The organism is Mycobacterium neglectum (genome assembly GCF_002591975.1).
Classification (GTDB): Bacteria; Actinomycetota; Actinomycetes; order Mycobacteriales; family Mycobacteriaceae; genus Mycobacterium; species Mycobacterium neglectum.
Genome location: NZ_NVQE01000023.1, coordinates 1 through 26,919 on the forward strand (window position 1 = coordinate 1; position 26,919 = coordinate 26,919).

At 66.7% G+C, this 26,919-nt stretch carries 28 protein-coding genes and 1 pseudogene; 11 read left to right on the forward strand and 18 right to left on the reverse strand.

Translation table 11 applies throughout. From position 1 onward, the window contains the following. The first annotated feature begins 173 nt into the window (after positions 1–173). The 4 genes from CSQ99_RS18180 (at position 174) to CSQ99_RS18195 (ending at position 3,785) form a co-directional block, all read left to right on the forward strand. Complete coding sequence (locus CSQ99_RS18180; protein ID WP_099040408.1) at positions 174–1,235, forward strand: cupin domain-containing protein; 1,062 nt, start codon at positions 174–176, stop codon at positions 1,233–1,235. A gap of 116 nt (positions 1,236–1,351) precedes the next feature. Next, positions 1,352–2,128, forward strand: coding sequence for an aquaporin Z (gene aqpZ, locus CSQ99_RS18185; RefSeq protein WP_099040491.1), 777 nt, complete (start codon positions 1,352–1,354; stop codon positions 2,126–2,128). Between the two features lie 124 nt (positions 2,129–2,252). Beyond that, positions 2,253–3,149: a lysophospholipid acyltransferase family protein gene (locus CSQ99_RS18190; RefSeq protein ID WP_245908980.1), complete on the forward strand. Its 897-nt coding sequence runs from the start codon at positions 2,253–2,255 to the stop codon at positions 3,147–3,149. A gap of 9 nt (positions 3,150–3,158) precedes the next feature. After that, positions 3,159–3,785 (forward strand): CDP-alcohol phosphatidyltransferase family protein, encoded by a 627-nt coding sequence (locus tag CSQ99_RS18195; RefSeq protein WP_099040409.1) that lies wholly within the window; start codon positions 3,159–3,161, stop codon positions 3,783–3,785. On the opposite strand, the gene CSQ99_RS18200 is transcribed toward CSQ99_RS18195, so the two are convergent. The 3 genes from CSQ99_RS18200 to CSQ99_RS18210 all read right to left on the reverse strand — a co-directional run bounded on the left by CSQ99_RS18200 (position 3,786) and on the right by CSQ99_RS18210 (position 5,716). Beyond that, positions 3,786–4,343: a Dps family protein gene (locus tag CSQ99_RS18200; protein WP_099040410.1), complete on the reverse strand. Its 558-nt coding sequence runs from the start codon at positions 4,341–4,343 to the stop codon at positions 3,786–3,788. Positions 4,344–4,420: 77 nt separating this feature from the next. Beyond that, positions 4,421–5,332, reverse strand: coding sequence for a DNA-3-methyladenine glycosylase family protein (locus CSQ99_RS18205; RefSeq protein ID WP_099040411.1), 912 nt, complete (start codon positions 5,330–5,332; stop codon positions 4,421–4,423). A gap of 9 nt (positions 5,333–5,341) precedes the next feature. Then, positions 5,342–5,716, reverse strand: coding sequence for a DUF427 domain-containing protein (locus CSQ99_RS18210; protein WP_099040412.1), 375 nt, complete (start codon positions 5,714–5,716; stop codon positions 5,342–5,344). Between the two features lie 59 nt (positions 5,717–5,775). On the opposite strand from CSQ99_RS18210, the gene CSQ99_RS18215 reads away from it, so the two are divergent. Further along, positions 5,776–6,246, forward strand: a complete 471-nt coding sequence (locus CSQ99_RS18215; RefSeq protein ID WP_099040413.1) for an SRPBCC family protein — start codon at positions 5,776–5,778, stop codon at positions 6,244–6,246. Here the strand turns inward: CSQ99_RS18215 and CSQ99_RS18220 are convergent. After that, positions 6,243–7,616: an NAD(P)/FAD-dependent oxidoreductase gene (locus CSQ99_RS18220; protein WP_099040414.1), complete on the reverse strand. Its 1,374-nt coding sequence runs from the start codon at positions 7,614–7,616 to the stop codon at positions 6,243–6,245. The genes CSQ99_RS18215 and CSQ99_RS18220 overlap by 4 nt on opposite strands. A gap of 41 nt (positions 7,617–7,657) precedes the next feature. Between CSQ99_RS18220 and CSQ99_RS18225 the strand changes: the two genes are divergently transcribed. The 3 genes from CSQ99_RS18225 to CSQ99_RS18235 all read left to right on the forward strand — a co-directional run bounded on the left by CSQ99_RS18225 (position 7,658) and on the right by CSQ99_RS18235 (position 9,746). Then, entirely contained in the window at positions 7,658–8,314 is a 657-nt protein-coding gene (locus tag CSQ99_RS18225; RefSeq protein ID WP_099040415.1) for an enoyl-CoA hydratase-related protein, read from the forward strand. A gap of 59 nt (positions 8,315–8,373) precedes the next feature. Continuing rightward, on the forward strand, positions 8,374–8,841 hold the full coding sequence (locus tag CSQ99_RS18230) for a DUF4262 domain-containing protein (protein WP_099040416.1): 468 nt from the start codon (positions 8,374–8,376) through the stop codon (positions 8,839–8,841). A gap of 107 nt (positions 8,842–8,948) precedes the next feature. Beyond that, positions 8,949–9,746, forward strand: a complete 798-nt coding sequence (locus CSQ99_RS18235; protein WP_099040417.1) for a sensor domain-containing protein — start codon at positions 8,949–8,951, stop codon at positions 9,744–9,746. A gap of 13 nt (positions 9,747–9,759) precedes the next feature. Here the strand turns inward: CSQ99_RS18235 and CSQ99_RS18240 are convergent, their stop codons facing one another. The 5 genes from CSQ99_RS18240 to CSQ99_RS18260 form a co-directional block, all read right to left on the reverse strand. Then, complete coding sequence (locus CSQ99_RS18240; RefSeq protein WP_099040418.1) at positions 9,760–10,965, reverse strand: DUF7373 family lipoprotein; 1,206 nt, start codon at positions 10,963–10,965, stop codon at positions 9,760–9,762. Further along, complete coding sequence (locus CSQ99_RS18245) at positions 10,965–11,444, reverse strand: Rv0361 family membrane protein (protein WP_099040419.1); 480 nt, start codon at positions 11,442–11,444, stop codon at positions 10,965–10,967. Before CSQ99_RS18245 ends, CSQ99_RS18240 begins: the two co-directional genes overlap by 1 nt. A gap of 39 nt (positions 11,445–11,483) precedes the next feature. Continuing rightward, on the reverse strand, positions 11,484–13,238 hold the full coding sequence (locus CSQ99_RS18250) for a serine/threonine-protein kinase PknH/PknJ (protein WP_099040420.1): 1,755 nt from the start codon (positions 13,236–13,238) through the stop codon (positions 11,484–11,486). 100 nt (positions 13,239–13,338) lie between these two features. Continuing rightward, complete coding sequence (locus CSQ99_RS18255) at positions 13,339–14,451, reverse strand: FHA domain-containing protein (RefSeq protein WP_099040421.1); 1,113 nt, start codon at positions 14,449–14,451, stop codon at positions 13,339–13,341. Between the two features lie 72 nt (positions 14,452–14,523). Then, complete coding sequence (locus tag CSQ99_RS18260) at positions 14,524–15,297, reverse strand: class I SAM-dependent methyltransferase (protein WP_176561086.1); 774 nt, start codon at positions 15,295–15,297, stop codon at positions 14,524–14,526. Between the two features lie 131 nt (positions 15,298–15,428). Here CSQ99_RS18260 and CSQ99_RS18265 point away from each other — a divergent pair, with 131 nt between their 5' ends. Further along, positions 15,429–16,364 (forward strand): amidohydrolase family protein, encoded by a 936-nt coding sequence (locus CSQ99_RS18265; RefSeq protein WP_099040423.1) that lies wholly within the window; start codon positions 15,429–15,431, stop codon positions 16,362–16,364. A 93-nt stretch (positions 16,365–16,457) separates the two neighbouring features. On the opposite strand, the gene CSQ99_RS18270 is transcribed toward CSQ99_RS18265, so the two are convergent. The 6 genes from CSQ99_RS18270 to CSQ99_RS18295 form a co-directional block, all read right to left on the reverse strand. Beyond that, complete coding sequence (locus CSQ99_RS18270; protein ID WP_099040493.1) at positions 16,458–17,093, reverse strand: sigma-70 family RNA polymerase sigma factor; 636 nt, start codon at positions 17,091–17,093, stop codon at positions 16,458–16,460. Between the two features lie 27 nt (positions 17,094–17,120). Then, entirely contained in the window at positions 17,121–17,843 is a 723-nt protein-coding gene (locus CSQ99_RS18275) for an SDR family NAD(P)-dependent oxidoreductase (protein ID WP_099040424.1), read from the reverse strand. A 90-nt stretch (positions 17,844–17,933) separates the two neighbouring features. Beyond that, the gene (locus CSQ99_RS18280) at positions 17,934–20,711 is read right to left on the reverse strand and encodes an ATP-binding protein (protein WP_099040425.1); all 2,778 of its coding nucleotides are present in this window, start codon (positions 20,709–20,711) and stop codon (positions 17,934–17,936) included. Positions 20,712–20,747: 36 nt separating this feature from the next. Then, positions 20,748–21,770, reverse strand: coding sequence for an NAD-dependent epimerase/dehydratase family protein (locus tag CSQ99_RS18285; RefSeq protein ID WP_099040426.1), 1,023 nt, complete (start codon positions 21,768–21,770; stop codon positions 20,748–20,750). Next, on the reverse strand, positions 21,767–22,273 hold the full coding sequence (locus CSQ99_RS18290; RefSeq protein ID WP_099040427.1) for a nuclear transport factor 2 family protein: 507 nt from the start codon (positions 22,271–22,273) through the stop codon (positions 21,767–21,769). Before CSQ99_RS18290 ends, CSQ99_RS18285 begins: the two co-directional genes overlap by 4 nt. A 40-nt stretch (positions 22,274–22,313) precedes the next feature. Further along, positions 22,314–22,718, reverse strand: coding sequence for a hypothetical protein (locus CSQ99_RS18295; RefSeq protein ID WP_099040428.1), 405 nt, complete (start codon positions 22,716–22,718; stop codon positions 22,314–22,316). A 50-nt stretch (positions 22,719–22,768) separates the two neighbouring features. Between CSQ99_RS18295 and msrB the strand changes: the two are divergent. Continuing rightward, positions 22,769–23,231 (forward strand): annotated as a pseudogene (gene msrB / locus CSQ99_RS18300) (peptide-methionine (R)-S-oxide reductase MsrB). Next, positions 23,228–23,740 (forward strand): peptide-methionine (S)-S-oxide reductase MsrA, encoded by a 513-nt coding sequence (gene msrA / locus CSQ99_RS18305; RefSeq protein ID WP_099040429.1) that lies wholly within the window; start codon positions 23,228–23,230, stop codon positions 23,738–23,740. Before msrB ends, msrA begins: the two are co-directional and overlap by 4 nt. Before the next feature lie 6 nt (positions 23,741–23,746). Here the strand turns inward: msrA and CSQ99_RS18310 are convergent, their stop codons facing one another. Genes CSQ99_RS18310 through CSQ99_RS18320 form a run of 3 tightly spaced genes read right to left on the reverse strand, consistent with a single transcriptional unit; the run spans position 23,747 to position 26,918 of the window. Continuing rightward, entirely contained in the window at positions 23,747–24,193 is a 447-nt protein-coding gene (locus CSQ99_RS18310) for a YiiD C-terminal domain-containing protein (protein ID WP_099040430.1), read from the reverse strand. Positions 24,194–24,217: 24 nt separating this feature from the next. Further along, positions 24,218–25,555: a cytochrome P450 gene (locus tag CSQ99_RS18315; RefSeq protein ID WP_099040431.1), complete on the reverse strand. Its 1,338-nt coding sequence runs from the start codon at positions 25,553–25,555 to the stop codon at positions 24,218–24,220. 7 nt (positions 25,556–25,562) lie between these two features. Then, positions 25,563–26,918 (reverse strand): cytochrome P450, encoded by a 1,356-nt coding sequence (locus CSQ99_RS18320; RefSeq protein WP_099040432.1) that lies wholly within the window; start codon positions 26,916–26,918, stop codon positions 25,563–25,565. Between the last annotated feature and the right edge of the window lies 1 nt (position 26,919).

Sequence of the window (26,919 nt, forward strand, 5' to 3'; positions counted from 1 at the left end):
GAAGTCGCCGCCGAACTCAACAACCGGCCCCGGAAACGCTACGACTTCGACAGCCCCGCCCAAGTCCTTGACCGGATACTCTCGGATCCGAAAACAACCACTGTTGCGATCAAACCTTGAATCCGCCCGAGAAGACGTCTGCACAACGTCGATTTCGGCGCAAGCATGTGGCCATGACCGCAGCACTCCAGACCCCCAGCCTTCACGCCACCTCGTTGACCGACGGCGAAGTCGTCGAGCAGAACGACCTCGGATCGATCACGCGGGTCACCGCCGACACCTTCCCGATCCTGGCCGGCATGTCGATCAAGCGCATTGTCGTCAACCCCGGCGCGATGCGCACTCCACACTGGCATGCCAACTGCAACGAGCTAACCTACTGCGTCTCCGGCGCCTCGCTGGTGTCGGTGCTCGACAGTTACAGCCGGTTTTCCAGTTTCACCGTCGGAGCCGGCGACATGTTTCACATCGACTCCGGGTCACTGCATCACATCGAGAACATCGGCGAGCAGCCCGCCGAGTTCATTCTTGCGTTTCGCAGCGAGAGGCCCGAAGACTTCGGTCTGGCGGCGTCTTTCGGTGCGATGACCGATGCCGTGCTGGGCAACACCTATGACCTACCCGCCGCCGACTTCGCCAAGATGCGCCGCGACACCACTGACCGCAAGTTCGCCGCGCGCGCCGCAAATCCCAACGTTCCGTCGACTGCGCGGTTCGACGATCCGCACAAGTTCGCTGTCGAGGCGCAGAGCCCGGCGATCGGCGTCGCGGTCGGCTCGGCGCGGCTGGCGCGGGCTCAGTATTGGCCAGCGCTGAAGGATCTGTCGATGTACTCGCTGCGGATCCGCGAAGACGGTATGCGTGAACCGCACTGGCATCCCATCACCGCCGAAATGGGCTACGTGCACACGGGTTCCGGCCGAATGACGGTGATGGACCCAGACGGCTCGCTCGACACCTACTACCTCAAGGAGGGCGACGTCTACTTCATCCCGCGCGCCTACCCGCACCACATCGAGGTCGTCGACACCCCCGACATTCACTTCGCGATCTTCTTCGACCAGCCCATGCCCGGCGACATCGGTTACCGCGCATCGGCGAGCGCCTACTCACGGGAAGTGCTGGCCGCGACGTTCAACATGCACATCGACGATCTGCCGGCCTTCCCGTTCACCAAGACCGACCCATTGATCGTCAACCGCTGCAATCCGGTCGACGCAATCAGCGAACGTTAGATCACGCCGCAGTCGCGTTGATTTCCATCGCGCCACGATTTGGACACAGTCACGTTGACCTGTGTGAATTCATGTCACCCTCACTGCACGGCGTCACACCAACGAAGGAGTCACGCATGCGCGAGCCCACGATGCTGCACCGATTGGCGGCAGAGTTCATCGGAACGTTCTGGCTTGTTCTCGGCGGCTGCGGCAGCGCGGTGTTCGCCGCCAAATTCGCCTCTGCGGACGGGGTGTCGCTGGGCATCGGGTTCCTGGGTGTCTCGCTCGCCTTCGGCCTGACGGTGCTGACGGGCGTGTACGCCTTCGGCACGATCTCCGGCGGCCACTTCAACCCCGCGGTAACGCTCGGCGCTGCACTGGCGCGTCGGGTGGAGTGGAAGGCGCTGCCCGCGTACTGGGTCACCCAGGTCATCGGCGGAGTGGTCGCCGGCGCGGTCATCTACATCATCGCCAAGGGCCAGGAAGGCTGGACCGCCACCGGCAACATGGCCGCCAACGGCTTCGGCGAGCACTCGCCGGGTGGCTATTCACTTGCCGCGGTCCTCATCGCCGAGGTGGTCCTGACGGGCATCTTCCTGCTGGTCATCCTCGGGTCCACCGACGACCGGGCACCGAAAGGGTTCGCGGGCTTGTCGATCGGCCTCACGCTGACGCTGATCCACCTGATCTCGATTCCCATCTCGAACACGTCGGTCAACCCGGCGCGCTCGACTGCCGTCGCGTTCTTCAACGGCGACGGCGCACCGGTTCAACTCTGGGCGTTCTGGTTGGCGCCGCTCGTCGGTGCCGCGATCGCCGGCATCGCCTACCCGTTCCTGTTCGGCAGGAACGAGGAACTGGCCGACCGTCCGGTCCGCGACGACGCCCTCGACGACTCCGCGGCCAGGTAAGCCCAAACTCCCCTCGAGTCCCGGTGCGACATCGTCGCACCGGGCTTGTTCGTTCGCCAAGAAACCTCCAAGATCGGGTTCGCAAACTTCCTCTCGTCGAGACGAGACCGAGAGGAGATATCCGATGAACGCAGTTCGTGCACTCAACCCTTGGTACATGCCAGGCCCGGGAGACTTCCTGCACCGCTCTGCGATGCACGGCCACACACCCGAGTGGTTCAACAACGGCGCCATCTTGCTGAACGCCGCACCGGGCGCCATGCCGTGGCTCGCGGCGATCAGTATCGTCGGATTGCTCCTCATCGCCGTCCTCCGCACAGTCCGTACGGGTCGATTCGGCGCTTCGCTTCGGCACTACGTGTGGCGGATCGTGGTCTCCCGATTCGGCGGACTCACGGTGATCGGCCATTGGCGTCACGTTGGCGGCTGCATCCTCGTGGCCAACCACAGCTCACACGCCGACACCGCCGCGCTCCTCGCGGCGCTGCCGCCCAGCGCGAAGCCGGTGTTCGTCGCGGCCGCTGACTACTGGTTCGACGTGCCGGTACGCCGCTTCGTGCTCACCAGCCTCGCCGGCGGTCTACCGGTGCGGCGGTCGGGCGGATCCTCCTACGCCGCGCTGGTCGCAGCGGTCAAGCCGGCGCTCACTGCGGGCCGCACCGTCGTGATCTACCCGGAAGGCACCCGCAGCACCGACGGTCACATCGGCGAATTCCGTTCTGGTGCACTTCATTTGGCCAAGGAGTGCGGTGTGCCGATAGTCCCCGTCGCCCTGCTGGGCACGGCTGACGTGTTGCCGAAGGGCGGGCGCCTGACATCCAGCCCGATGGAGATCCGCATCGGTGAGCCGATGCACCCGAACGCTCTCACCGCGCAGGAATTGCGGCGCGAGGTGGTGGCGCTGCGCTACGGACGTCGTACACGGACGAACACGGGTACCCTGCGGCTGGTGCCAGCCACCGATCGTGTGGCGTTGGCACACAACGGATCTCGTCATGTGCCCCTGGCGGGAGTGGCTTAGGCCGATCCGATGGACGGACTGTACGCACTCAAACCCTGGTATACCCAACGCCTGCGAGTCTTCATTCAGCGCGCTGAGATTCACGGCACGTCACCAGACGCCTTCACCGCGATCGGCGTCTTCGGCGCGGCGGCGGCCGCGATCAGCATAGCCGCCGGCTGGTGGCCACTGGCAGTGTTCTCGCTCGGGGTGCGGCTCGCCGGGGCCAACCTCGACGGCGCCGTCGCCCGAGCCAGGAAGGTCAGCCGGCCGTGGGGGTTCGCTCTGAACGAAATCGGCGACCGGGCATCGGATCTGCTGATGTTCTCCGGACTTGCGGTGTGGGCGGCGTATCAGGGCGGCCCCGGCATGAATTGGCTGTCGTGGCCGGTGATCTGGGTGCTCGTTGCCGCGTCGACGGCCACGCTGCCGACATTCGCGTCACTGGCGGCCGCAGGAGCGGGTGCGACCCGACGCAACGGCGGACCGTTCGGCAAAACCGAACGCTGCCTCGCCGTCATCGTGGCCGCCGCGGCACCGGCCGCCATCCCGACGGTCTGCGCGATGATCGTCATCGGATCCATGCTGACCGCAGGCCTACGACTGGCGAGCGCGCACCGTGAGCTCACGGAGCCAGGACGAATCCTGGCTGAGTGACTATTTGGCGGGTGCTTTCTTCTTCGCCCGGCTGGCCGCGGCCTTCTCGGTCTTGGCGCCCGCGTTGGACAGCTGCCCACCCGAGTTCTCCAGGTGCGCGCGGACAAACCACTGGAACTTCTCCAGCTCGCCCGCCTGGCTGATGAAAAGGTCTTGCGACACCAGGTCGAGATCATCGAGGCGGTCGATGCCCTTACGGAGGTCCTCGATCACGCCCGTGTAGACGAGATCAAGTGCCGCGAGGTGCGCCTGCACCGTGTCGCGGTTGACGGAGTAGTCATCCCAGGTGCGGTCCTTGATGATGGCTCCCGGCGTGCCAAGGGGCGACTTACCGAGCGCCGCGATGCGCTCTGCGACGTCGTCGGCATATCCACGCACCAGTTCGACCTGAGGGTCGATCATCTCGTGGACGCCGATGAAGTTCGGCCCGACAACGTTCCAGTGCACGTGCTTGAGAGTCAGGTGTAGATCGTTGTACGCGCTCAGCGCCTTCTGCAGAATTTCAGCAACCTCGCTGCCCTGCTTGTCGGACAGGCCGGGGATGGTGAACGTAGTCATCAGTAGCTCCTTCGCATGATTGACTTCTCAGGCCGTGTACCCATCCCTACCGCAGATAACCGTGCGTGCAAGCGGCGTCACATATCGGCAAGCTTCGGGATCGGCATACGCGGACCGAACCGCGGATTCGATCCCAGACCGCTGACTTCCAGCAGGCGAACCGCCCGATGACGGTGCGGGCGCATCGGCTCGAGAAGCTCGACCATTTCGGGGTCGTCAATGGGGTGCCCGAGCAGGCTCCAGCCGACCATCTTGGCCAAGTGGTAATCGCCGACTGACAACGCATCGGCGTCCCCGAATGCGCGCTGGGCGACCTCGGCCGCGGTCCACTCCCCGACGCCGGGCAGCGACATCAGTGCCGCGCGGGCGTGCTCCGCGGAGCGGCCGGTCAGGCGTTCCAGTGAGTCGGCTCGCTGCGCGCAACCCACGATCGTGCGTGCGCGGCCAGGGTCGACGTTGGCGAGGTGGAACTCCCACGACGGAATGCGCCGCCAGATTCCGCCGGGGGGCGGCACCCGCATGTGGGCAGGAGCAGGGCCGGGCGCGGGGGCACCGTATTTGGTGACGAGCGTCCGCCAGGCCCGTCGGGCGTCCTTGCCATAGACCCGTTGTTCGAGCACCGCCGGGACGAGCGCTTCCAGCACCCGGTCGGTTCGGCCCAGCCGCAGGTGCGGCACGCGCCGAAGCGCGGCGGCGATGGTGGGCTCGACCGGAAGAAATCCCGATGTGTCATCGTCGCATCCGAGCTGGATCGGCAGCGTCTCGGTGAATTCCGTTGCGCCGCCGCCCCATGCCTCACATTCGACCGTGCCGGGTCCGGTCTTCGTGATGCGGGCGGTGACAGGTCCGCTGCGCATGAGGCTGATACGCCAGATGGCCCCGTCCTCGGCGTCGTGATAACAAGGATCGGCGCGGCCACGGCGCAGCGGCGACAACGTCAGTCCCGGGCTGGCCGGCCCGTCGAATACGACGCTGACCGAGCTGTACACCGCCTCAGATTAGGCGACTGTGACGACAGCCTTGTCCGGATAGAAGGCCACATGCCCGCCGATCGCGGCCACGGCGGGAAACGGCTCGACATATGTCCAGATCGCGTCCTCGACCGTGTCCCCGGATCCGGTGACAACATGGAAGTAACTCGCTTCGCCCTTGAACGGGCAGTACGTCTCGGTGGTGCTGTCGCGCAGCGCCGACTGCACGACGTCATCCCTCGGGATGTACTGGACGGCGGGATACGTCGACTCCTGCAGGGTCAGCGCGTTGTCGGTGTCGGCCACGACCTCGCCGTTGACGCGAACGGTGACGTGCTTTCCGGTCGCTTCGACGGTGATCGGGTGTGTCTCAGAGGGCTGGAGTACCGGTCGATCGCTCATGAACGAACCAACGTGGCAGTACGCCTCAGGATTCCTGTCCCGCTGACTACGATCGCGGGATGACTCAACACGGGCCCGCCTCGGCAGCTGCTTCGACGGACATCGCAGCGGATCCGGCAGAGGTATACGCGCTGATCACCGACCTTCCGACGCTCGCAGCGCTCGCTGAGGAAGCCACCAAGATGGAGTGGCACAAAGGCGACTGCGTCGCACCCGGCGCCGTCTTCAAGGGCCACAACCGGCAGGGCACCAAGAAGTGGACCACCACCTGCACCGTCACTCACGCCGAGCCCGGGCGCGCGTTCGCCTTCGACGTGAAGAGCCTCGTCATCCCCGTGGCGCACTGGCGCTACGACATCACGGCCACCGACGCTGGCTGCACCGTCACCGAACGCACCTGGGACAAGCGTCCGGGGTGGTTCCGCACCCCTGCGGGTATCGCGACCGGCGTGCGTGACCGCGATACGGCCAACGCCAAGCACATCAAGTTGACCCTGCAGCGACTGAAGGACAGGGCCGAGTCCGTCTAGGGCCGGCCGGCGATCCGGTCGGCGACGACGGCAATCGGTGATGTCGACTTGCGCCCGCGCGCCTCGTGCCAGTCGGCGGCCTTGTACGCCAGATACATCCCGCGCACACCCAGCCATCGCAAGGGTTCGGGCTCCCAATCGCGCGAATGGTGCCCGACCCACGGCAGGTCGGTGAGCGGCGTCTGATGTCCGAGCACCAGGTCGGCCAGGGTGCGTCCGGCCAGGTTGGTCGCGGTGACGCCGTGGCCGACGTACCCACCGGCGGCACCCAAACCCGTTGTCTTGTCGAAGGTTACGCATGCCTCCCAGTCCCGCGGGACGGCCAGCACACCACACCATGCATGGGCCACGGGGATGTCGCGGACCTGCGGAAGCGCCGAATGCAGCACGGCAGTGAGATGTGCGATGGTGCGCTCGGGCACCTGCCCGTCGATATCAGTACGTGAGCCGAAGCGGTAGGGCACACTGCGCCCGCCGATGGCGATGCGATCGTCGACGGTGCGCTGAGCGTAGAAGAAGCCGTGCGCGGTATCGCCAAGAGTCTCGCGGCCCTCCCAACCGATCGTCTCCCAAATATCTTGGGGAATAGGCTCTGTCGCGATCATCGAACTGTTCATCGGCAGCCAGCGTCTTTTCAGCCCCGGCAGCGCGGACGTGAAGCCTTCGGTGGCGCGCAGCACGACGGGTGCGCTCACGGTGCCCTGCACGGTCCCGACCCGTCCCGCGCGCAGTTCGTTGACCGGCGAGCGCTCGTAGATGTCGACGCCGAGTCGCTCGACTGTATCCGCCAGTCCCCGCACCAGCTGGGCCGGCTGCACCCGCGCGCAATGCGGGTTGTGGTAGGCCGACACCACGCCGTCGAGCTTAATGCGTTGTGCTGAATCAGCTTTCGTCAGTGTGGTGATGCCGTCGATCCGCCAGCTGAGTTCTTCGGAGACTTCGTCGGCCAACCTCGACGCCTGGGCGCGGTTGCGGGCCACATGAAGTGTTCCGCCCTTGACGATGCCCGCATCGATGCCTTCGCGGCGGGCGACGTCGATGACCTCGTCCACGGAGTCGTTGAGGGCCTGCTGCCAGGCCAGCACGCGGTCGCGCCCGTAGCGCTTCGCCATCCGGTTGCGGTCACCAGGCACCAGCCCCGACAGCCATCCGCCGTTGCGGCCCGAGGCGCCGAACCCGGCGAATCGCGCCTCGAGCACGACGATCCGCAGCGACGGATCGGCCCGCTTCAGGTAGTACGCCGTCCACAATCCGGTGTAGCCGGCGCCGACGATGCACACATCGGCGTCCCGGTTGCCGGGCAGCGCCGCCCGCACGTCCGGAAGCTCGGCATACCAGGCCGAGATGCGGCCGTTGATCACGTGGGGCACCGTCCGATTCTGGCAGGACGCCGCGGTGATGTAATCGGGAGATGACCCGTCTTGACCGCACCGGGGCGGTTTTCGTGTTGACGCTGGGGGACGACGAGAACCGCTTTCATCCGGATCGACTCACCGAGATCAATGCCGCGCTCGACGAGGTGGAAGCCGCCGATGGCGCCAAGGCCGTGGTCACGACGGGTGGCGGCAAGTTCTACTCCAACGGGCTGGACCTTGATTTCATGGCCGCCAACCCCGACGCGTCCGAGGCGAACCTGGTCGACGTCCACTCGTTGTTCGCCCGCGTCCTCGCGTTTCCGGCGCCGATCGTCGCCGCGGTGCAGGGCCACGCGTTCGCCGCAGGGGCGATGCTGGCGCTGGCCCACGATCTGATCGTCATGCGTGCCGACCGAGGCTACTTCTGTCTGCCCGAGGTCGATCTCGGCATCCCGTTCACTGCAGGTATGAATGCCCTGATCCGCTCCCGGCTGCCGATCGCGACCGCGCACGAGGCGATGACGACCGCGCGCCGCTACGGCGGTGAGGACGCTCGGCTGGCAGGCATCGTCACCGCCACCGGCGGCGAAGGCGAAGTGCTCGACACCGCAGCCGCGCGGGCCGAGGAGCTCGCCCCGAAGGCCGGTGCGGTGTTCGGGGCGATCAAGGCCCGGCTCTACGCCGAGGTCATCGCCGAGCTGAAAGCCGCCTAAACCGTACTTGTCGGAGTGGCCCGCCACAGTATCCGTACCGACGACAGGAAGGTGCGGCCATGTGCTGGATGTGCGACCACCCCAACGCGACCCGCGAGGACTACTCCGATGTGTTGCGCACCAAGATGCTGCAGTCGGGGTGGGTGGTCCAGTACGTCGAAAGCGACCGCAATCCGTTCGCCTACACCGTGGGGCTGCACGACTGGGGCCGGCCGGAGCTGCTCATCACCGGAGTCTCACCGACCAGGGCGTGCCGGCTCCTCAACAGCGTCACCCGCGACGCGCTCCGCGGTCTGACCCTCGTGCCCGGAATGCAGATACGGGTGGCTGACGGGCCGCTTGTCGAGGTCGTCGAGGTCGACCACCCCGACGCCCACATGGGTTGGGCGATCCATGTCGGTGGGCCGGACGTGCGGGCACTCCAGCTGGTCTGGGCCGACGGTCGCGGACGCTGGCCCTGGTCTGCGACATTCTGCGACGGCCGGCGCCGACAGCCGGTCCTCGGGCGCCGCACTCAGAACGTTTAGCGGTGTACTGCGTCGGTAGCGCAGCGACGGTGAAAGTGGTGTCCGAACCCGTCGCCGCGCCGTGCGATCCTGGAAATGGACTGTGACGAGACAGAGAGGGCGACTTGATGAGTCAGTACCAATCGTGGGCGAGTCCTGGGGCCGAGCGCGCTGACCGGCGCAGCAGCGGGCGGATGCTCGTCGCGCTCGCCCTGTCGTCGGCCGCACTCCTCGCGGGGTGTGGTGGCGACTCAGAGGCGCCCCCCACGGAGGCTTCCTCTGCGGCCGAGCCGACCACGACGACCTCGACCACCCCGCCGCCGCCGCCGCCGGCGCCGCCGCCTGTCACCGCCAACACCGCGCGCTCGCTGTTGCCGAGCCTCGATGAACTCAAGACCATCATGGACAACCCCGAGTTGATCGCAGGCCCGGACTCCACCGGTGTGGCGGAACCGGATCCGACCCAGCAGGTCTACGAGCCCGCGGACTGCGCGAGCTCGTTCAGCGCCGGCGCGCCGCCGGCCTACGAAGGCACCGGCTGGCGGGGGTTCTTCGGGGCCAGCCAAGCGCAATCGCCAACGCCTTCGGTCATGCTCGGCGAATCTGTGGTCACCTTCGACGACGCGGCGGCCGCGCAGCAGGCTTTGGCCCAGTACGTCGAGCAATGGCGTCGCTGCGCCAATAAACAGTTCACCTGGAAAATCATTGCGCAAGGCCAACAGGCGGCGTTCACGCTTGGCGAGCCGGTCGACGCCGGAGACGGCGTCACGTCGTTGCGCAATGTCAACCCCGATTCACCGGTGACTGTCACGCGTGCCATCGCAGCCAAGAACAACGTGCTGGTCGACGTGCAGATCATGGGCAGCGATCTGGCCGAGCAGAACGTCACGATCGCCCAACGCATTTTGGAGCGCATCCCCGGCTGAGCCGAGGGTGCTTCTATCGGCTGAGCATCAGATACTGGGCCGCTAGCTGCTGATGGGCGTTGGTTAGTTCGCGGGCAACGGCTTTGAACGTGAATCGCTCGTTGGTGGCGACGCACCAGTGGTGCGCAATCAGCCCGCTCGCGTCTTCGATGCGCACACAACGGCTGCCGGGAAGGCCGGGCACCGCAGCGGCGGGCTGCGCGCTCACCGCGATGTCATCCCCCAGCGCCTGCGCAAGCCGTTGCGCGGCCTCGACGTCGCGGGCCTGGTACACCGTCGTCTGGCTGACCGCGACGGTGTCGACTCCTGCGTCCTGCATAGCAGTCGCCGCCTGAATCGGGTTGTCCTCCAACTGCATTGCCCCCGCCGGATCGTAGTCGGCGTCCGACATCGAGTCGCCCTGGCCTGGCTTGAGCGGCACCGTACGGACCAGCAGGCCCGACGGATCCCGCGGCAGCGTCGCCAGCGGAGCCGGCTCGGTGGGCACGAACGTGTCGATCATCGGGACCTGCAGATCGAGAATGCGCCCCGCGAGGTCGGCAGCCCGTTCGGGCGTCGCGAACTGGACAACCTGGATCAGCACGTACCGCCCACGAGCGCTGATGACGGTCAGCTCATGCACGCCCGCGGTGCCTTCGAGACGTTTCATGAGCGCTCCGGTGGCCTCGGGGTGCCCCGGGATCGGCACCGGCCGTATCGGTTCGGTCAGTGCCGGGCCGCCGCCATGGTCGACGACGTTCAGCGCCCCAGCGGCCAAGGCTTCGGCCGCATCCGTTGCGGTCTGCGGAAATGGGTACTGTAGCACCGCATTTCGCAGCAGTGTGGCATCGCCTGGATTTGTCGAGGTCCGTTCACTGACGAAGCCGGCGACGATCGGTAGCGCCGGCAACCTGGCCAGCATCGCGGGCCAGACCACTCCGACGATCTCGTTACGGCGCTGTATTACTTTCGCAGACGACGCCCCGATCTGAGTCAGCGCGGGGTCGACCTGCCACGGCCCGACGACGAAGCCGGCCATCCGCCGACCCTCGACGAGCTGACCCGCCTCATCGGTGCCCGCCTGCCCCAGCGGCGGCCGCGCTGTCGTCGGGTAGGAACCGGGGTCGAGCGCCGACGGATCGACCGTCGGTGTCGTCTCCTGCACCGCCGTGCCGCCGACGGTGCCCCCGCACCCGGCCAGCAGCAGCGCGATGGTCAACGCCGCCAGCGTCTTCCGCACTACTGCACACCGCTGGGCATGCACATGCGCCAACCGTCCTCGCGTACCAGCTTGAGATCGAGGGTCTTCCGTCCCAGCATCTCGTTCTGGGCATCGACAGTAGCCGTGGCTTCGTCTCCGACGATCTGCACGCTGTCGACGGTCATTGTCGTCAAGCCTTGATCGATACGGGTTTTCTTCGTCATATCCATGACCGGCCCGGTGTACTGCGCTCGCCACGACGGGCACATGAGCTCCAGATAGGCGTCCCAGTTCTGCGTGTTGTAAGCCTGTTGGAAGGCCATCACAGTTTCGCGTACCTGATCGTCGTCGGACGGCGCCGCGGTCGTGGTCAGCGTGGTGGCCTCCGCCGCGGACGTCTGTGTCGACTGCGCGGCGGTCTCCTCAGCGACGGGCGCTCCACCGCGTGAGCAGGCAGCACTCAGCCCGGCCGTGACGAGTATCGCTCCGATGACGGTCAGTACTCTACGTGACGCCATGCGCGGCAAACCTCCTAAATGACAATGGGTTTCGATGACTCACTGTTCTCGGGGCACCTTGTTCGCGGTGGCGGTGATCAACGCGCCGACGTCGCCGGTGCCCGGCGGTCGGCATTGGCGGATGTCGATGAGCACGTTTCCGCGGGTGGATATGCCGTGCTGGCAGACCGCGTCCCCGGCGCTCGATGAGGCCTCCAACACGAACGCGCCTACGTTGTTGGTGGGCTGCCCGAACGTCCATTGCTGCGGCGGTTCTCCGGCGGGGGTGACGGTGACGGTCTTGCCAGCGCACGCCTCCCAATCGCGCCGCTGCAGCTGCAGTGAAATGCCGGCGCCGTTCGGGTCGGGGAACGACACGACTGCCTGAATAACGCTGTCCTGGGTGATCTTCCGGTACAGCGCACGCAGTGACTGCACCGCGACCCCGGCGATTTGGGTCTCGCTGTAGACCGGCTGCTGCGCCGGCGCCCATGCGCCAAGGCACTGCTGATTGTCGATGGTCGCCGAGTCGTTGAGCAGCTCGGTGCCGTCCTGCTCGAGAACTACTGCGTTCTCCCCGGTGTTTCCGGGAATCTGACTGCCGTTCAACAAGATTGATCGTAAAGCGCGAACGGGCACGTCCGTGGCTGGGGGTCCGGCCACGGTGGTCGGGACATCTGCTGACGACGATCCGGCCTGCTGGTTGGCGGCCGGTTCGTCCGAAGGCCACGCCACGACCGTCACGGTGGCGGCAACCAGCACCGTCACCGCGGCCACCGCGCCGATCACCACGGCGCGCCGTCGGCGTCGCGGCGCGGCACCGGCCCCCACGGACGGGCCGTAAGCCGGTGTCGACTGCGCCGGCGGCGGGCCGGAGTGAGGCCAGGACACAGCGGGCGCGCGCGCGTCCGCCCGAGGGTAGGAGCTGACCTCCGGACCGGGCACCGGCGCCATCAGCATCCGGTTCTGCAGGCCACTCGGGTCGTGCAGTGCCGCAGCTGCGGCCGCCGCCAACGCGCTGCCCGAACCGAACCGCTGCCCCGGCTCCTTGGCCATCGCCACCGCGATCACCCGGTCGAGCGCGGGCGGCAGCGAGGGCACCACGTCGGTAACGCGTGGCGGCGGTTGCTGCAGGTGGGCCATCATCGTGGCGGCCGGCCCGTTGCTTCCGGAGTACGGTGTTTTGCCGGTCAGCAACCGATACAGGGTGCAGCCCAGTGAATAGATGTCTGCGCGGCCGTCAAACGGCATGCCCGACAACACCTCTGGTGCGGCATAAGCGATGGTGGCCATGACCGACCCGGTCGCGGTCAAACCCACATCGTCGAGCGCGCGGGCGATCCCGAAGTCGCCGAGCAGCACCCGCTCGTCGGGGCCGGCCGGTCCCGACAGCAGAAAGTTGGCCGGCTTGATGTCGCGGTGCACCACCGTGCGGGAATGAGCGAAGTCCAACGCCTTGGCGACCTGGGTGACGATGTGCACCGCACGCGCCGGGGTCATTGTGCCGGCGCGCAGCGCCGCATCGGCGTCTGTTCCGTCGACGAACTGCATCGCGATCCACAGTTGTCCGTCGTCGGTCTCGCCCCGGTTGTACACAGCCACGATCTGTGGGTGATCCAGCGAGGCCGCCACGTCGGCCTCGCGGGTGAACCGCGTCCGGAAGTCGGGGTCGCGGGAGAGTTCGCGGGAGAGCACTTTGAGCGCATCGAAGCGAGGAAGGGTGGGGTGTGCGGCCAGATACACCGACCCCATACCGCCGGCGCCGAGCTCCCGTTCGATGCGGTAGCCACCGACCATCGACCCGCCGGTCAGCATCGGCGGCCCCCCGTCGCAGTCATGCTCAGCAGTATCACGCACGGACCTGGTCGTCGTCTTCTCACCCGGCGGGGACGGAGTCGCATCTGGATCCGCGCGCTCAGCGGCTGGTGAGCCGGTAGACAACGTCTTCCAGCGCGGCGGACACCTCCGCCGGTACCACCCGTTCAGCCTCCGCCGCGGTCACGGCATCAGCGTCGACGCCGATGGCTGCGGCAATTTCCGCGGCGCTGAGTTGGGCTCGGTGCCGCGCGGCGTAAAGGCGCTGGCCTAACGTGGCGCCCGGGGCGGTGGCTGCGAGCAGCATCAGGTCGCGATGGGTTCGGCGAACATCGCTGAGCGCCAGCATGATCTCGAGGGCCGGGGCGCTGCGTGCGGCGTGGGCGGTGGTGGCTACCAGCCGTCGCAGCTGCGCCAACTGGGCAGCGGCCTGCGCGCCGAAGTCCGGGTCGCTGACCGGCGGCAGGCCCGCGATCCGCGCCGCCAGCCCGTCGAGGGCGATCTCGGCGTAGTCGAGCATCACCTCGAGCTGCACGGAGTCCGACAACAACTCGGTGTCCTCGTCCTCGGGGATCTCACCCCCGTAGGCCACCCGCGTGATCGTGCCCGGCGGCCAGCGCAGCGCGTCCTCGAGCTTTTCGCGGATGTTCTCGGGAGGCCAGCTGCGCCCGCGCTCGAAGTCCTCCAACTCGACATGGCCGATGACGCCGTCGTCGCTCAGGCGGCGTGGGGAGTACCCGAGCTCTTCACGACGCTCGGCCACCGCCGCGCCGGCCCGTGCGATGTCAGGGGGGCCGCCCAGCGCATCGGTGCGGACGGCGGTCGTCTCCTCGTCGGCACGTGACGGCATCGCGTGGGTGGCCATCATCGTGCCGGCGTCGGGATCGATGAACGAGAACCTCACAGCGATGCCTTGCGCGTGGCCCAGGTGCAGTGTCATGCCGTCGGTCACCGAAACGGTGGACACCCGCTTGCCATCGAGGAAGACGCCATTCGTGCTGGCTTCGTCGACAGCCACCCACTGCGCGCCCACCGCCTCGATTCGGACGTGCGTCCTGGAGATACGCGGGTCGTCGATGCGTAGCTGCGCCGGCAGCTCCCTGCCGATGAACACCGGGCCTTCACCAGGACGGAGAACCTCATCGACGCTGCCGAACCGCACGATCAGGATGGGCAGACCCGGCTGATCGTGCGGGGACTGCGACGCAGGCATCGTCCAATCGTGTCAAATACGACCGGGATGCAGTTGGCGGCCCCTTGCTCTCCGGACCCGCGGGGGCGTAGCTCAGAACGCGTAGCGGTGGTACTGCGCCATGTAGCGCAGCGGCGGCGCCACCGACATCACACCGGCCATCGCGCGGTAGAACCATGCGAGGCCCCGGAATGACGCAGAGTCGAACGGTGACTCCCAAGCCAACAGCCGCACACCCGGAACCGCGCCGACGATATCGTCGGGCCGGTTGATGGCCCAGTACAGCGTCGATCCGGATCGTCGGACCACCGCGTTCATCCACTGGGATTTGATGCCGAGCCGGTTGAATGCGTCGAACTGCAACTCGCCGCTTCCGAATCTCTCGACGATGCGGCGCAACAATGCGACGCCGTCGGATTCGGTGAGGTACATGGTCAGCCCCTCGGCGATCATCAAGGTCGGCCGGTCCGACCGCACCTCGGTGAGCCACGCCGGATCGGTCACCGAGGCGGAGATGACGTGGTAATTGCCGCGAGCGGGGAAGAGTTTCCTGCGCAGATCGGCGACGTCGGGATAGTCGACGTCATACCACTCGACGCCAGGACCGGGGTCCAGCCGGAAGGCCCGCGCGTCCAGTCCGCAGCCGAGATGCACGACGGTGGCTTCGGGATTGACCGCCAGAAACTGGCGGGCCCAGGTGTCGAAATGTGCACTACGAGTGGTGACCGACGGTGAATTGGTTTTGGTGATCGACGTCTTAGACCAGTCGTAGTCGATGCGGTCGACGATCTCCTTTGCCCATCGATCGCCCAGGATCGGTTTGGGTAGGTCGGCGTCCAACGCCTTGGCGTAAAAGGTGGCCAGCATGGTCTGCGGCGCACCGGACAGATCCACGCGCAGTTTCTCGCTCACTCTTTCGAGGCTAACCTCGGCGCGGTCCAATTTGCCAGCGGCTGAACACTGTACGGCGTGGCGTTCAACGAATAGCGTTGACATTCATGCGGATCGACGTGCACGCCCACTACTGGACCGACCATTACCTCGACATGCTCGTCGGTCTCGGCAAGACCGACACCGCCACCCAGCGCGGGATCGGCGCAGGCGACGGCGCAGAGCTCGATGCACGGTTGCGATTGATGGATCGCGCGGGAGTCGACCTCCAAGTGCTTTCCGCTGCCCCCCAGTTGCCGTACGGCACCGATGCCGGCCACGTCGCCGCCGCACGCTACGTCAACGACGAGTACGCGGCCGTGGTCGCAGCGCACCCCGACCGCTTTCGCGCATTCGCTGCCACCCCCATGCCCCATATCGAGGCCTCGCTAATCGAAATGAGCCGAGCCCTGGACGAATTGGGGATGGTCGGCATCACGATGAACACCAGTGTGCTGGACCGCGCGATCACCGATCCGGACGTCGAGCCGATCTTCGCCGAACTCGACGCCCGCGGCGCCGTGCTCTACCTGCATCCAGCAGGCAACGGCGCCTGTTCACCGCTGGTCACCGAACACAACATCACCTGGATGGTCGGGGCGCCGTTCGAGGACACCGTCGCCGCGATGCAGTTGATCACCTCCGGGCATCTGCAACGCTATCCGGGGGTGAAGATCATCTGCTCGCATCTCGGCGGTGCGCTGCCGATGATCACCCGCCGCGCCGACGACCACCTCTCGTGGGAAGCGCCCGACACCCCGGAGCCACCTACTGCGGCCGTACACCGCCTGTGGTTCGACACCGTCAGCCACTGCCACGCGCCTGCATTACGTTGCGCCATAGATTCTTTCGGTGCGGACAGAATCCTGCTCGGGACCGACTTCCCCTACGAGGACGGTGACACGTTCGTGCGTGCGGTCGGCTACGTAACCGATGTCGCCGACCCTGGCGAGGCGCACGCGATCCTCGATGCCAATGCCATGGCGCTGTTCCACCTCGCCTAGCATTCTTCTTGGTCGCAATAGTGCGTCCAGGGTCGTGAAAGGCCAGTCGATCACAGCCCTGTGCGCAATCTTGCCGGCGCTGTTCCACCTCGCCTAGGCGGCGACCGCAAGGTCTTCGGTGAACACGTTTTCCAGGGTCGTCAGGTCACCCGACTGCGTCGCCACCGTCAGCGCGACCACCAGCCGCTTCTGCTCCGCGCCGGTGGGTGCCTCGCGGCGTTCAGCGGCAAGGCGTTTGCGTGCACGGCTGACGAGTTGGCGCGCGTTCCCCTGTGTCACCTCGACGATCGTCGCGATCTCGGCGTACGAGTAGTCGAACGCCTCCCGCAACACATATGCGGCGCGCTCGGGCGGTGACAGCCGCTCGAGGAGGGTCTGCGCGGCGAGTTCCAGTGCCTCGCACTGCTCGATGCGGCGCTCCGGGTCGGCGTTGCGGTCCACCGGTTCGGGTAGCCACGATTCCAGCTGAGTTTCATGGCGGGCACGCGCCGACTGCACGGTGTTGATGCAGAGCCGCTTGGTGGTGGTGGTCAAGAATGCGATGGGGTCGAGGACGACACTTCGGTCGCATGTCTGCCACCGCAGCCACGCGTCCTGCACGATGTCCTCCGCTGCGGCGCAGTCATTAAGGATGCGCAATGCGATGCCGAACAGACGATCCCGGCATGCCAGGAACGTCACCGCCGCCTCTTCGAGCGTTTCGTGCGACTCGATCGTTGTGAATGACACGTTCACTCCTTCCCCTCGGCGCCGACGTCAGACCGCTGCGCCGCCGCCATCGGCGTGCAGCGTCGAACCCGTGATGAAGCTCGAGCGAGGCGAGGCGAGAAACAGCACCGCCTCGGCTATCTCGGCGGCGTGAGCGGTCCGTCCAAGCGGCAGCGCCCGGCCGAGCTCCTCATTGGTCTCGCCCCATTCGGCCTCCACACCCTCGGTGCGGGTCGGCCCGGGCGCCACGCTGTTGACGCGCACGCCGTGCTTTCCGAACTCAGCGGCCCAGGTGCGGGTCAGGGACTCCAGTGCCGCCTTGGAAGCGCTGTATCCGGATGCGCCGGGGACGCCCTTGGAGGCGACCATGGAGGTGACGTTGACGATGCTGCCCCGCCCACGTTCGAGCATGCCCGGCACCAGCCCGGCGACCAGGAAGTACGCCCCGCGCACATTGGTGTCGAAGATCGACTCGAACACGGCGACGTCTTGGTCGACCGTGGCGGCGCCGGTGAAATTCGCCGCGTTGTTCACGACGATATCTACGTGTCCGCACTGCTCCACGAGTGCCTTGACCGACTCCATGTCGGACAGGTCGGCCTGCACGAATCGGGCGTTCTCACCGATTCTGGCCGCCGCCGCCTCGCCACGTTCGCGGTCGCGTCCCGAGATGACGACCTCGGCGCCCTCGGCCGCCATCAGGCGCGCGGCCTCCCAGCCGATGCCGGCGGTACCACCAGTGACCAGGGCTTTGTGATTCTCAAGTTCCATGCACCCAGCCTGTCGGCTGCCGCAGCTCAGCGGACCCTTGGAAACCCGTAGTCACACCATGGTCCGTGGCCTGGGTGAGCGTGGGTGACCTTAGCTGGCCTGAGCCCGGCCGCGGAGTTGGCGACGTGACTTGATGCCGAGTTTGGCGAACACCTTCCGCAGGTGCCATTCAACGGTGTGCGCGCTGATGAACAGCTGGGCGCCGATCTCCTGGTTGGTGAGTCCGGTGCCGGCCAGCTGGGCGATCTGGGCTTCCTGCGCGGTCAGCCCGTCACCCGAGCCGACCGGACGTTTCTGGGTTTTCTCGCCGGTGACCAGGAGCTCACGACGGGCGCGCTCGGCGAAGCTCTCCGAACCCATCTGGACGAACATCTCATGGGCGGCGCCGAGGTGCTCGCGAGCATCCACTCGCCGGTTCATGCGGCGCAGCCACTCGCCGTACACGAGGTGCGAGCGCGCGAGATAGACGCGCATCCTGGTACGTCCGAGTCGATCGATCGCCTCGCGGTAGTAGTCCTCGGCGGCCGCATCGTCGGCGACCAGCGCGTGGCAGCGGGCCAAGGTGCCCAGCACCCAATCCGTTCCTGCGGCCGCCTGCGACTCCATTTCCGCGACCGCTTCGAGCGCCGCCTCTCGATCGCCACAGCGGACGCCCGCCTCGATGAGTTCGGCAAGCGCCATCCGATAGGGGCCGAGGTCCTCGTGCTCACATGCCTGTTTCGCTGCGCGCAGCGCGTCGGAGTAGTGACCGAGCCCGTTGTTGAGTATCGCGGTCATGAACCCGACCAGGCCGATGACCCTGCCCTCGCCGCGGGACGTCGCAACTTCGGTGGTGGCTTCGAGCAACCGCTTCGAGTCGGCCTCCGCTCCACGCCAGACGCTCAGCGAGATTGCGTGATACCGCACCGGTGCATATCCGGTTGCGTGGGCGATTGTGCCGGCCTCCTCGATCAACGCCGCCGCCGCGTCGAATTCGCCTGCGAACACGTGGTTTCCCGCACGCGTTGCCAGGGCGAGCGGAAGCATGCCGAGCGCACCGGCCTCGCGCGCGAGCCGAACCGCCGTGGCTCCGACGTCGTGCCACAGATCGTCGTCCCACAGTTCACCTGCGGCGCACTCCTGCGCAATGGGAAACCCCTGCCAGAACGAGCGCATCACGTCGCCGTCGGTGTGCGCAGCGGACTCGAGAACGTGCGTCATCGCCGTGCGCAACGTCGGCAGGCTCGCCACGTGGCCGTCCGTGAATCGCGCCGCGAGGCCGTCCAGCAGCAGATCGTTCGGGCGTGGCGGTTGGGGTCCTGGCGGCGCACGACGGGCGGGTTCGGCGACGACGATCGGCCCCCCTTGCGGACACAGCCGGCCCGCGTACATCGCGGCTCCGAGCGCCTCGAGATAAGTCTCTCGCGCTAGGGCATCATCGAGTCCTTCCAGACCGCGAGCCGCGTCGAGCAGTCCGAGCGCGGTGTCGGCGACCGGTGGAGCGCCGTCGCCTCCGCCTCGACTCTGGACGAAGGCGATCCTGGCACGGAGTCGTACGGCTTGAGCTCGCTGCAAAGCGTCCAGCGGACTGATCTCGGCGATCGCCAGCAGGGCGTACGCCGCCTCCGACGACGTGGCCGCGAACTTCGCCTCGGCGGCGGCCAGCGCCCTGGCGCCTCGTCGCGCCGGGTCCGACGTCAGCTCGGTCGCCCGTTCCAGGAACGCCGCCGCGGCGGCGACACCACCTCGCCCGGCGGCCCGGTCCGCCGATCGCTCGAGGTCGTCGGCGACCTCGTCGTCTGTGCCGAAGGCTGCGTTGGCCCCGTGCCATGCACGACGATCCGGGTCGGACTGCGGGTCGGTCTCGTCGGCGAGCGCGCGGTGAGCCTTGCGGCGGTCGTCCACGTCGGCGGCGAGGTAGGCGGCCGAGCGCATCAGTGGGTGGCGGAATCGCACCCGCGCACCGATCTCGATGAGTCCCTCGGCCTCCGCGTGCGCCGCGACGTCGGGTGTGATTCCCATCCGCTTCGCCGCGCGAATCAACAGGGCCTTGTCGCCGACGGGTTCGGCCGCCGCGGCCAGCAGCAGTTTCTGCGTCGGCATCGGCAGTAACTGGACCCGCCGGACGAAGCTCTGCTCAAGATGGCCCGACGGGGCACGTGCATCGGGACGGCCGAACCCCCCTTCTGCCGCCGCGGGATCCCGGGGCAGTTCCAGCAGGGCCAATGGATTGCCACGCGCTTCGGCGATGATCCGCTCGCGCACCCGTTCGTCGAGGCGGCCGCGAATGACAGAATCCAGCAGGGCCCGTGCTTCGCCGTCGGACAGGCCGCGAATTTCCAACTCCGGCAGTCCTTTCAGTTCATCGTCGTGGCCGTCCCGCACGGCGAAGATCAGCGCAACGGGCTCGGCCAGCAGGCGGCGCGCGACGAAGGCGAGCGTCTGCGCGGAGACCCGGTCCAGCCACTGCGCGTCGTCGACGACGCAGATCAGCGGTTCGTCCGCGGTGGCCTCGGCGAGCAGGCTCAGGACCGCGAGGCCAACCAGGAAGCGATCCGGCGGTGGCCCCGCGCTTTGACCGAAGGCCGTCGCTAGCGCATCGCGCTGGGGGACGGGCAGATCATCGAGGCGGTCCAGCAACGGCGCGAACAGCTGGTGCAGGCCGGCGAAGGCGAGGTCGACGTCGGCCTCGACACCGCCGGCTCGTACCACGCGAAACCCGTTCGCGTGCTCGGCGGCGTAGTCCAGTAGGGCGCTTTTGCCGACACCGGCTTCCCCGCGCAGCACGACGACCTGGCTCCGCCCCGTGCGTGCCGCCTCGATGAGGCGATCCAGCGCCTCACACTCGTCGTTTCGGCCGCGCAGGGGTTGCTCCGCACCGCCCGCCATGTACACCGCCGTGATCTTGAAACAACGGCTTTCAGGTTAGCTTGCGCTGCCGTCCGACGGGGATTTGGTCTTGCGCCTGGCCTCCCGCAGCCCGACCCAGAACCGGGCCGCTTCCCTGATGGAGTCCTCGACGGGCCTGGGCTCCCACCTCAGTTCGCGCCTGGCCTTGTCGCAGGCCACCGGCGCCTCCGCGCGCATGAGGCGCAGCGACCCCATCGACAGTTGTTCGTCGGTGCCACGCAGCTTGGCCTTCACGCTGCCCAGCGTTGCCATCGCATACGACAACGGCAGCGGAATCGACTTGGTGGGCGCGGGCACACCGGCCGCCTCGGCCGCGATCCGCACGACCTCGGCGTTGCTGATCATCTTCTCCGAGATCAAATACCGCTCACCGACCCGGCCGCGTTCGGCCGCAAGGAGCATCGCGCGCGCCGCATCGTCGACACCCACGGCTTCGAGCTCGATCTTGTCCATCACGAAGGGCAGCTTGCCGAAGGCGGTGCCTGCGATGATTGCGCCGTGCGGAGTCCCGCCCCAGTCACCCGCACCGTAGGTCGTGGACACACACATCGCGACGGCGGGCAGTCCATGGTCCCGCGCATACGACAGCACCAGCTTCTCGGCCTGGACGCGGGAGCGGACGTACGGCGTCAGTCCCCGGAGGTCGATCATGTCGTCCTCGGTGGCGATGCGCCCGCGCTTGCGGCCGACGGTGACGTAGCTGCTGGTGAAGACGAACCGGTGCAGCCCAGCATCTTTCGCAATCTCGAGTACATTGCGGGTGCCGTCGACGTTGGTGTGAAACAGCGGCGCAGGGTCACGTAGCCAACCGCGGGTGTCCACGACGCAGTAGTACACGTCGTCGACGCCGGCCATCGCCGCACGTAAGGTCTCGTTTTCCCAGATGTCGCCGACGAAACGCTTGACATCGAGGTCGTCGATACCGATCGTGTTGGCGCCGTCGCGCACCATGACGCGTACGTCTTCGCCCTTGTCGACGAGCTGGCGGGTGACGTGGCTGCCGAGATAGCCGTTGGCGCCGATGACCAGTGCGGTCACTGCTGCCCGCCGAATTGCTTGCGCCACTCGGCCGCCTCGTCGGGCAGCGTGCCCAGTTCCTCGGCCTTGCGGCACCACTTGACCGCCGCCCGCACAAACCGCAGTGGGTTGTAGATGTCCTCCTGCCGACGCCACAGCCCATCGCCTGCGTAGGTGATGATCGAGATGTTGGTGGCGGTGATGATCGTGCCGTCGCCGGGGTCGCGCATCGGATTGTCGAGTTCGCAGATGACTCGACCGGTCGACTCGTCGAACACCGACCACAGCGACGGGAATGACGTCATGTAGCTGCCGGGGAAACTCTCCATCGTCTGCCAGATCCACGGGCGTACCTCTTCGCGGCCGCGCATCGTGCCCGCGGCGTGCTCGACGTAGAGGACGTCCGGTGTGTACTGCTCAACCCAGGGATCCCAGTCGCGGGTCTGCGCCGCGCGATCGACCGTCGCCTCGAATTTCTCGAATGCCGCGACCAGCTCGTCGCGGCTGAAGGTGCTGCCAGTCACACCCAGAACTAGAACACGTTCTACTGACGTTTGTCGAGCGTCACGAGACGCTGAGCACCTGTCGGCCGCCGAGCGGGCCACCCAGCGGCACCTCGAGCGTGCCGGAGACCGCGATCATGATGCAGGCACGTCCGACTGCCTCGGGCAGCGAGCCCGACTGCAGTTCGACGCTCACGGTCTGCGCATTCTCGGTGACGATGGCGTGGACGCCGTAGCACCGTGGCGTGCCGGTGGTGAAGTGCACGGCCACGGCGTGGTCGCCAGGCACGCGACTGAACGATTCTGCGGGCATCGGATACGCGTCGACGATCGCCGGATTGTCGACGAAGACCACCCCGGGCGGTCCCTGCCGTTCCGGCAGCACCGTCGTCTCCGCGGATGCCGCAGGTGCGACCCACACGGCGAGGGCGAGGACGGCGGCGGCGAGGCTAAGACTGGTACGCATCACACTTCCGTAATCTCCGGATGGAACAGCGTTGTTACCTGCGTCGTTATATGAGCGTGCAATACAACAAGAATCCCGACGCGGTCGACGCCCTGTCGCCCGAGCAGTATCACGTCACCCAGGAGAACGGCACCGAGCGGCCGTTCACCGGTGAGTACTGGGACAACCACGAGCCCGGCATCTACGTCGACGTCGTGTCCGGTGAGCCATTGTTCGCTTCGGCCGACAAGTTCGAGAGCGGCAGCGGCTGGCCGAGCTTCACCAGGCCGATCGACGCGGAGAATGTGGTCGAGTAAAGTTGACCGCACCTTGTTCATGAAGCGCACCGAGGTCAGGTCGGCACACGGCGACAGCCATCTCGGGCACGTGTTCAACGACGGTCCGCGATCTGAAGGTGGGTTGCGCTATTGCATCAACTCGGCTTCGCTGAAGTTCATCCACCTCGACGATCTGGACGCCGCGGGTTACGGCGACTACAAGAGGCTTTTTGTGAATCAGGAGGCACAGGCATGAGTGAGTACAAGAAGGCGATCCTGGCCGGCGGCTGCTTCTGGGGCATGGAGGATCTGATCCGCAAGCAGGCCGGCGTCATCGACACCAGGGTCGGCTACACGGGCGGCGAGAACGCGAACGCGACCTACCGCAACCACCCGGGTCATGCCGAGGCCATCGAGATCGTCTACGACCCCGCGCAGACCGACTATCGCGCGCTGCTCGAGTTCTTCTTCCAGATCCACGACCCGACCACGAAGAACCGGCAGGGCAACGATGTCGGCACGAGTTACCGGTCGGCGATCTTCTACCTCGACGATGAGCAAAAGAGCGTCGCGTTGGACACCATCGCCGACGTCGACGCGTCGGGCCTGTGGCCGGGCAAGGTTGTCACCGAAGTGACCCCCGCAAGCGACTTCTGGGAAGCCGAACCAGAGCACCAGGATTACCTGGAGCGGTACCCGAGCGGCTATACCTGCCACTTCCCGCGGGCCGGCTGGAAGCTGCCGAAACGGGCAGCTGTGCAGTAGGCGGGCCTATTTCCCGTGGGCTCGCAGTTGGTAGAGCCCACGGGTGACAGCCACGGTCTGGCCGGCTTCGTCACGAACCACCGCGTTCAGTGCGAAGTCGGCCTTTCCGTTCTCTGCGGCCTCGGAGTCGATGCGACGCAATTCGTCCTCGTCCAGCGACGCTTCGGCGCGTAGATCACTGCGTGCGGCGGCGGTGAACTCGATATCGAGCTTCTTCACCAGCGGGTAGTACTTGGCGGCATCGAAGCTGGCGATCGCGATGATCCCGCCGAGGATTTCGGCGACGGTGAACTCCACGCCCGCGTAGACGACGCCGAAGTGGTTGCCGTTGCCCTCCAATGGCACTGTTGCCGCGGCGAATCCGGGGCGTGCCTCGACCGCCTTGATACCCAGCTTGTGCGCGGCGGGGATGGTGGCCTCCATGGCGCCGTTGATCATGTCGACGAGACTCATGGAGACGAAACTAGCCGATGACCGTCAGCGCCGGTGCACAGTGACGAGCCCGCCGTCTTTGGGCGTGAAGGCAATACCCCGGAAGTGGATCTTCTCCTCCGGAGCATTGTCGGTCTCAATCACAAAGTGCCGCAGAATGGTTCGTAGAACAACGTCCATCTCGACGTTGGCGAACGCCGCCCCGATGCAGCGCCGGGTCCCGCCGCCGAACGGCACCCACGCCGTCGGCGTCCTGGTTCCGACGAACCGGTTCGGGTCGAAACGTTCGGGATTCGGAAAGGCGTCGGCATTGGCGTGCACGTTGCCGATCGAGATCATCACCGTGTAGCCGTGCGGAATCCGCCAGTCACCGAGGTCGAAGTGCGGTGCCGACACGTGGCGGCCGGCGAAGTCGATGACGGTCCGGTTCCGTTGCAGCTCAACAATTGTGGCCTGGCGGAACTCGTTGCCCCCTTCGTCATTCTCGCTGACCAGCTCGGCGAGGACGCCGGGGTGGCGGCGCAGCCGCTCGAACGCCCAGCCAAGGGTGGACGCGGTGGTTTCATGTCCGGCGCCCAGCAGGGTCAGGAGCTCGTCGGAGATCTCTTGATGAGCCATCGGCATGCCATCTTCGTATCGACTGCGCAGCAGCAGCGCCAGAATGTCGGTGCGGTCCTCGAGCCGCGGATCGCCTTCGGCCTTTGCGATCAGCGCGAACACCGTGCGATCGAAGTTGCGACGGAATTCCGCCATCCGGCCCCACGGGCTGTACCGGCCGGTGCGGAACGGTGGTTCCGGCAGGGTCGCCATCCGCGAGGCCAGCTTGGCCCACGGCGGAATGATCTCGCGCAGGTAGTCCAGTTCCGAACCGTCGGCGCCGAATACGGTGCGCAGGATGACGTTCAGCGTGATCCTGTTCATCGGTTCGAGCGTTGAAAACTCGCGTCCCTCGGGCCACGTCGCCGTCTCCCGCAGCGTCTCCTCTTCGATGACCCTCTCGTAGTTCCTGATGCTCTGCCCGTGGAACGGCGGGGCCAGCAGCTTGCGGCGGACCCGGTGCTCCTTGTGATCCAGCGCGAACACCGAACCCGATCCGAAGATCCTGCTGAGGTTCGGCTGCACGTTGATCAGGTCGTCGGTACTCGCCAGGAACACCTGGCGCGCGAGCGCCGGATCGGAAACCACCACGCTTCGGCCGAAGAACGGGACGTTGATGGCGAAGACCGGGCCGTAGCGCTTCAGCGCGTTGCGCAGGAACCAGCGCCGAAAGCCCGCCAGCAGGACACCCTGGACCGGCTTCGGCAGAGGCACGACGGGCGGCGTCTTGGCCGGCGTCACCGGAGCCTTGGTGTCTTCGGCGTCGCTGATGGCTGTGTCGGTCATTGGTCTCCTAACCCAGTGGGGTCTCGCGGCGGTGCACGATGATGCGGCCGCCGTCCTTGGGGGTGAAGGCCACACCGCGCGAGTGCGGCTTCTCATCGGATGCGGTCGTCGTATCGATCACGAAGTGCCGCAATACTGTTCGCAGCACCACATCCATCTCGACATTCGCGAACACCGCACCGACGCAACGCCGGGTACCGCCGCCGAACGGCACGAACGCGAATGTCGGCGGCCGAGTGTCGATGTACCGCTGGGGATCGAACCGATCCGGCGCGGAAAAGTCCTCGTCGCGGTTGTGCAACTGCGCTATCGCGACCACGATCGAGGTTCCCCGCGGGATCACCCAGTCGCCGAGCTGGAAAGTCGGCGCATAGACGCGTCGGCCCGCGAAGTCGATGACGGTGCGGGCGCGCTGCACCTCCAGGATGGTGGCCTGCCGGTACTCGTTGTCATCGGTGGCCGCCTCGTCGACCAGCTTGGCCAAGACCCGTGGATGACGGACGACGCGCTCGAACGCCCATCCGAGGGTGGAGGCGGTCGTTTCGTGCCCGGCGGCCAACAGTGTCAACAACTCGTCGCCGATGTCACTGCGCGACATCTGCGAGCCGTCGTCATAGGTACTGCGGAGAAGCAGTGCGAGCACGTCGTCGCGACTGTCCAGGTTCGGGTCGGCTCTGACGTGGTCGATCAGCCCGCCGATGACGTCGTCGTACTGGCGCCGGTATTCGGCGAGCCTGCCCCAGGGACTGAACCGGCCATAGTCTCGTGTCGGTGTCGGCACCACTGCCAGCCGCGACCCGAGCGTGACCCAGGGCGGGATGATGCGCCGCAGCTCGTCGAGCTGTTCGCCGTCGGCGCCGAACACCGCGCGCAGGATGGCATTGAGGGTGCTGCGCATCATTGGCTCGAGCGTCGGGAATGCCTGGCCTTCCGGCCAATTCGCCGATTCGCGCAGCGTCTCCTCTTCGAAGATTTTTTCGTAGTTCTTGATGCTCTTGCCGTGGAACGGCGGAGTCAGCAGCTTGCGGCGCAGACGGTGGTCGGCGCCGTCGAGCGCGAACACCGAGCCGCTGCCGAGCACTCTGGACAGGTTGGGCTGGATGTTGCCGACATCGTCGGTGCTTGCGGTGAACAACTGCTTGGCCAGCTGCGGGTTGGCCACGATGACCGTGCTGCCGAACATCGGCAGGTTCATGGTGAACACGTCGCCGTGGCGGCGGGCGATGCGCTCGTACACCCGGTTGCGCGAGAGGGCATAGCCGATGCCCTGCACCAGCTTGGGCAGCCGGGGACCCGGTGGCATCTTGACTGTGCCGGCCGTGGCGACTGGTCTCTCGGCGATCGCCGTCCCCTGCTCGTTCATG

Coding starts and splice junctions, on each gene's coding strand:
- CSQ99_RS18180 (WP_099040408.1), top strand. CDS start 174: ATGACCGCAGCACTCCAGACCCCCAGCCTTCACGCCACCTCGTTGACC.
- aqpZ (WP_099040491.1), top strand. CDS start 1,352: ATGCGCGAGCCCACGATGCTGCACCGATTGGCGGCAGAGTTCATCGGA.
- CSQ99_RS18190 (WP_245908980.1), top strand. CDS start 2,253: ATGAACGCAGTTCGTGCACTCAACCCTTGGTACATGCCAGGCCCGGGA.
- CSQ99_RS18195 (WP_099040409.1), top strand. CDS start 3,159: ATGGACGGACTGTACGCACTCAAACCCTGGTATACCCAACGCCTGCGA.
- CSQ99_RS18200 (WP_099040410.1), bottom strand. CDS start 4,343: ATGACTACGTTCACCATCCCCGGCCTGTCCGACAAGCAGGGCAGCGAG.
- CSQ99_RS18210 (WP_099040412.1), bottom strand. CDS start 5,716: ATGAGCGATCGACCGGTACTCCAGCCCTCTGAGACACACCCGATCACC.
- CSQ99_RS18215 (WP_099040413.1), top strand. CDS start 5,776: ATGACTCAACACGGGCCCGCCTCGGCAGCTGCTTCGACGGACATCGCA.
- CSQ99_RS18225 (WP_099040415.1), top strand. CDS start 7,658: ATGACCCGTCTTGACCGCACCGGGGCGGTTTTCGTGTTGACGCTGGGG.
- CSQ99_RS18230 (WP_099040416.1), top strand. CDS start 8,374: ATGTGCTGGATGTGCGACCACCCCAACGCGACCCGCGAGGACTACTCC.
- CSQ99_RS18235 (WP_099040417.1), top strand. CDS start 8,949: ATGAGTCAGTACCAATCGTGGGCGAGTCCTGGGGCCGAGCGCGCTGAC.
- CSQ99_RS18245 (WP_099040419.1), bottom strand. CDS start 11,444: ATGGCGTCACGTAGAGTACTGACCGTCATCGGAGCGATACTCGTCACG.
- CSQ99_RS18250 (WP_099040420.1), bottom strand. CDS start 13,238: ATGCTGACCGGCGGGTCGATGGTCGGTGGCTACCGCATCGAACGGGAG.
- CSQ99_RS18255 (WP_099040421.1), bottom strand. CDS start 14,451: ATGCCTGCGTCGCAGTCCCCGCACGATCAGCCGGGTCTGCCCATCCTG.
- CSQ99_RS18260 (WP_176561086.1), bottom strand. CDS start 15,297: ATGCTGGCCACCTTTTACGCCAAGGCGTTGGACGCCGACCTACCCAAA.
- CSQ99_RS18265 (WP_099040423.1), top strand. CDS start 15,429: ATGCGGATCGACGTGCACGCCCACTACTGGACCGACCATTACCTCGAC.
- CSQ99_RS18275 (WP_099040424.1), bottom strand. CDS start 17,843: ATGGAACTTGAGAATCACAAAGCCCTGGTCACTGGTGGTACCGCCGGC.
- CSQ99_RS18280 (WP_099040425.1), bottom strand. CDS start 20,711: ATGGCGGGCGGTGCGGAGCAACCCCTGCGCGGCCGAAACGACGAGTGT.
- CSQ99_RS18295 (WP_099040428.1), bottom strand. CDS start 22,718: ATGCGTACCAGTCTTAGCCTCGCCGCCGCCGTCCTCGCCCTCGCCGTG.
- msrA (WP_099040429.1), top strand. CDS start 23,228: ATGAGTGAGTACAAGAAGGCGATCCTGGCCGGCGGCTGCTTCTGGGGC.
- CSQ99_RS18310 (WP_099040430.1), bottom strand. CDS start 24,193: ATGAGTCTCGTCGACATGATCAACGGCGCCATGGAGGCCACCATCCCC.
- CSQ99_RS18315 (WP_099040431.1), bottom strand. CDS start 25,555: ATGACCGACACAGCCATCAGCGACGCCGAAGACACCAAGGCTCCGGTG.
- CSQ99_RS18320 (WP_099040432.1), bottom strand. CDS start 26,918: ATGAACGAGCAGGGGACGGCGATCGCCGAGAGACCAGTCGCCACGGCC.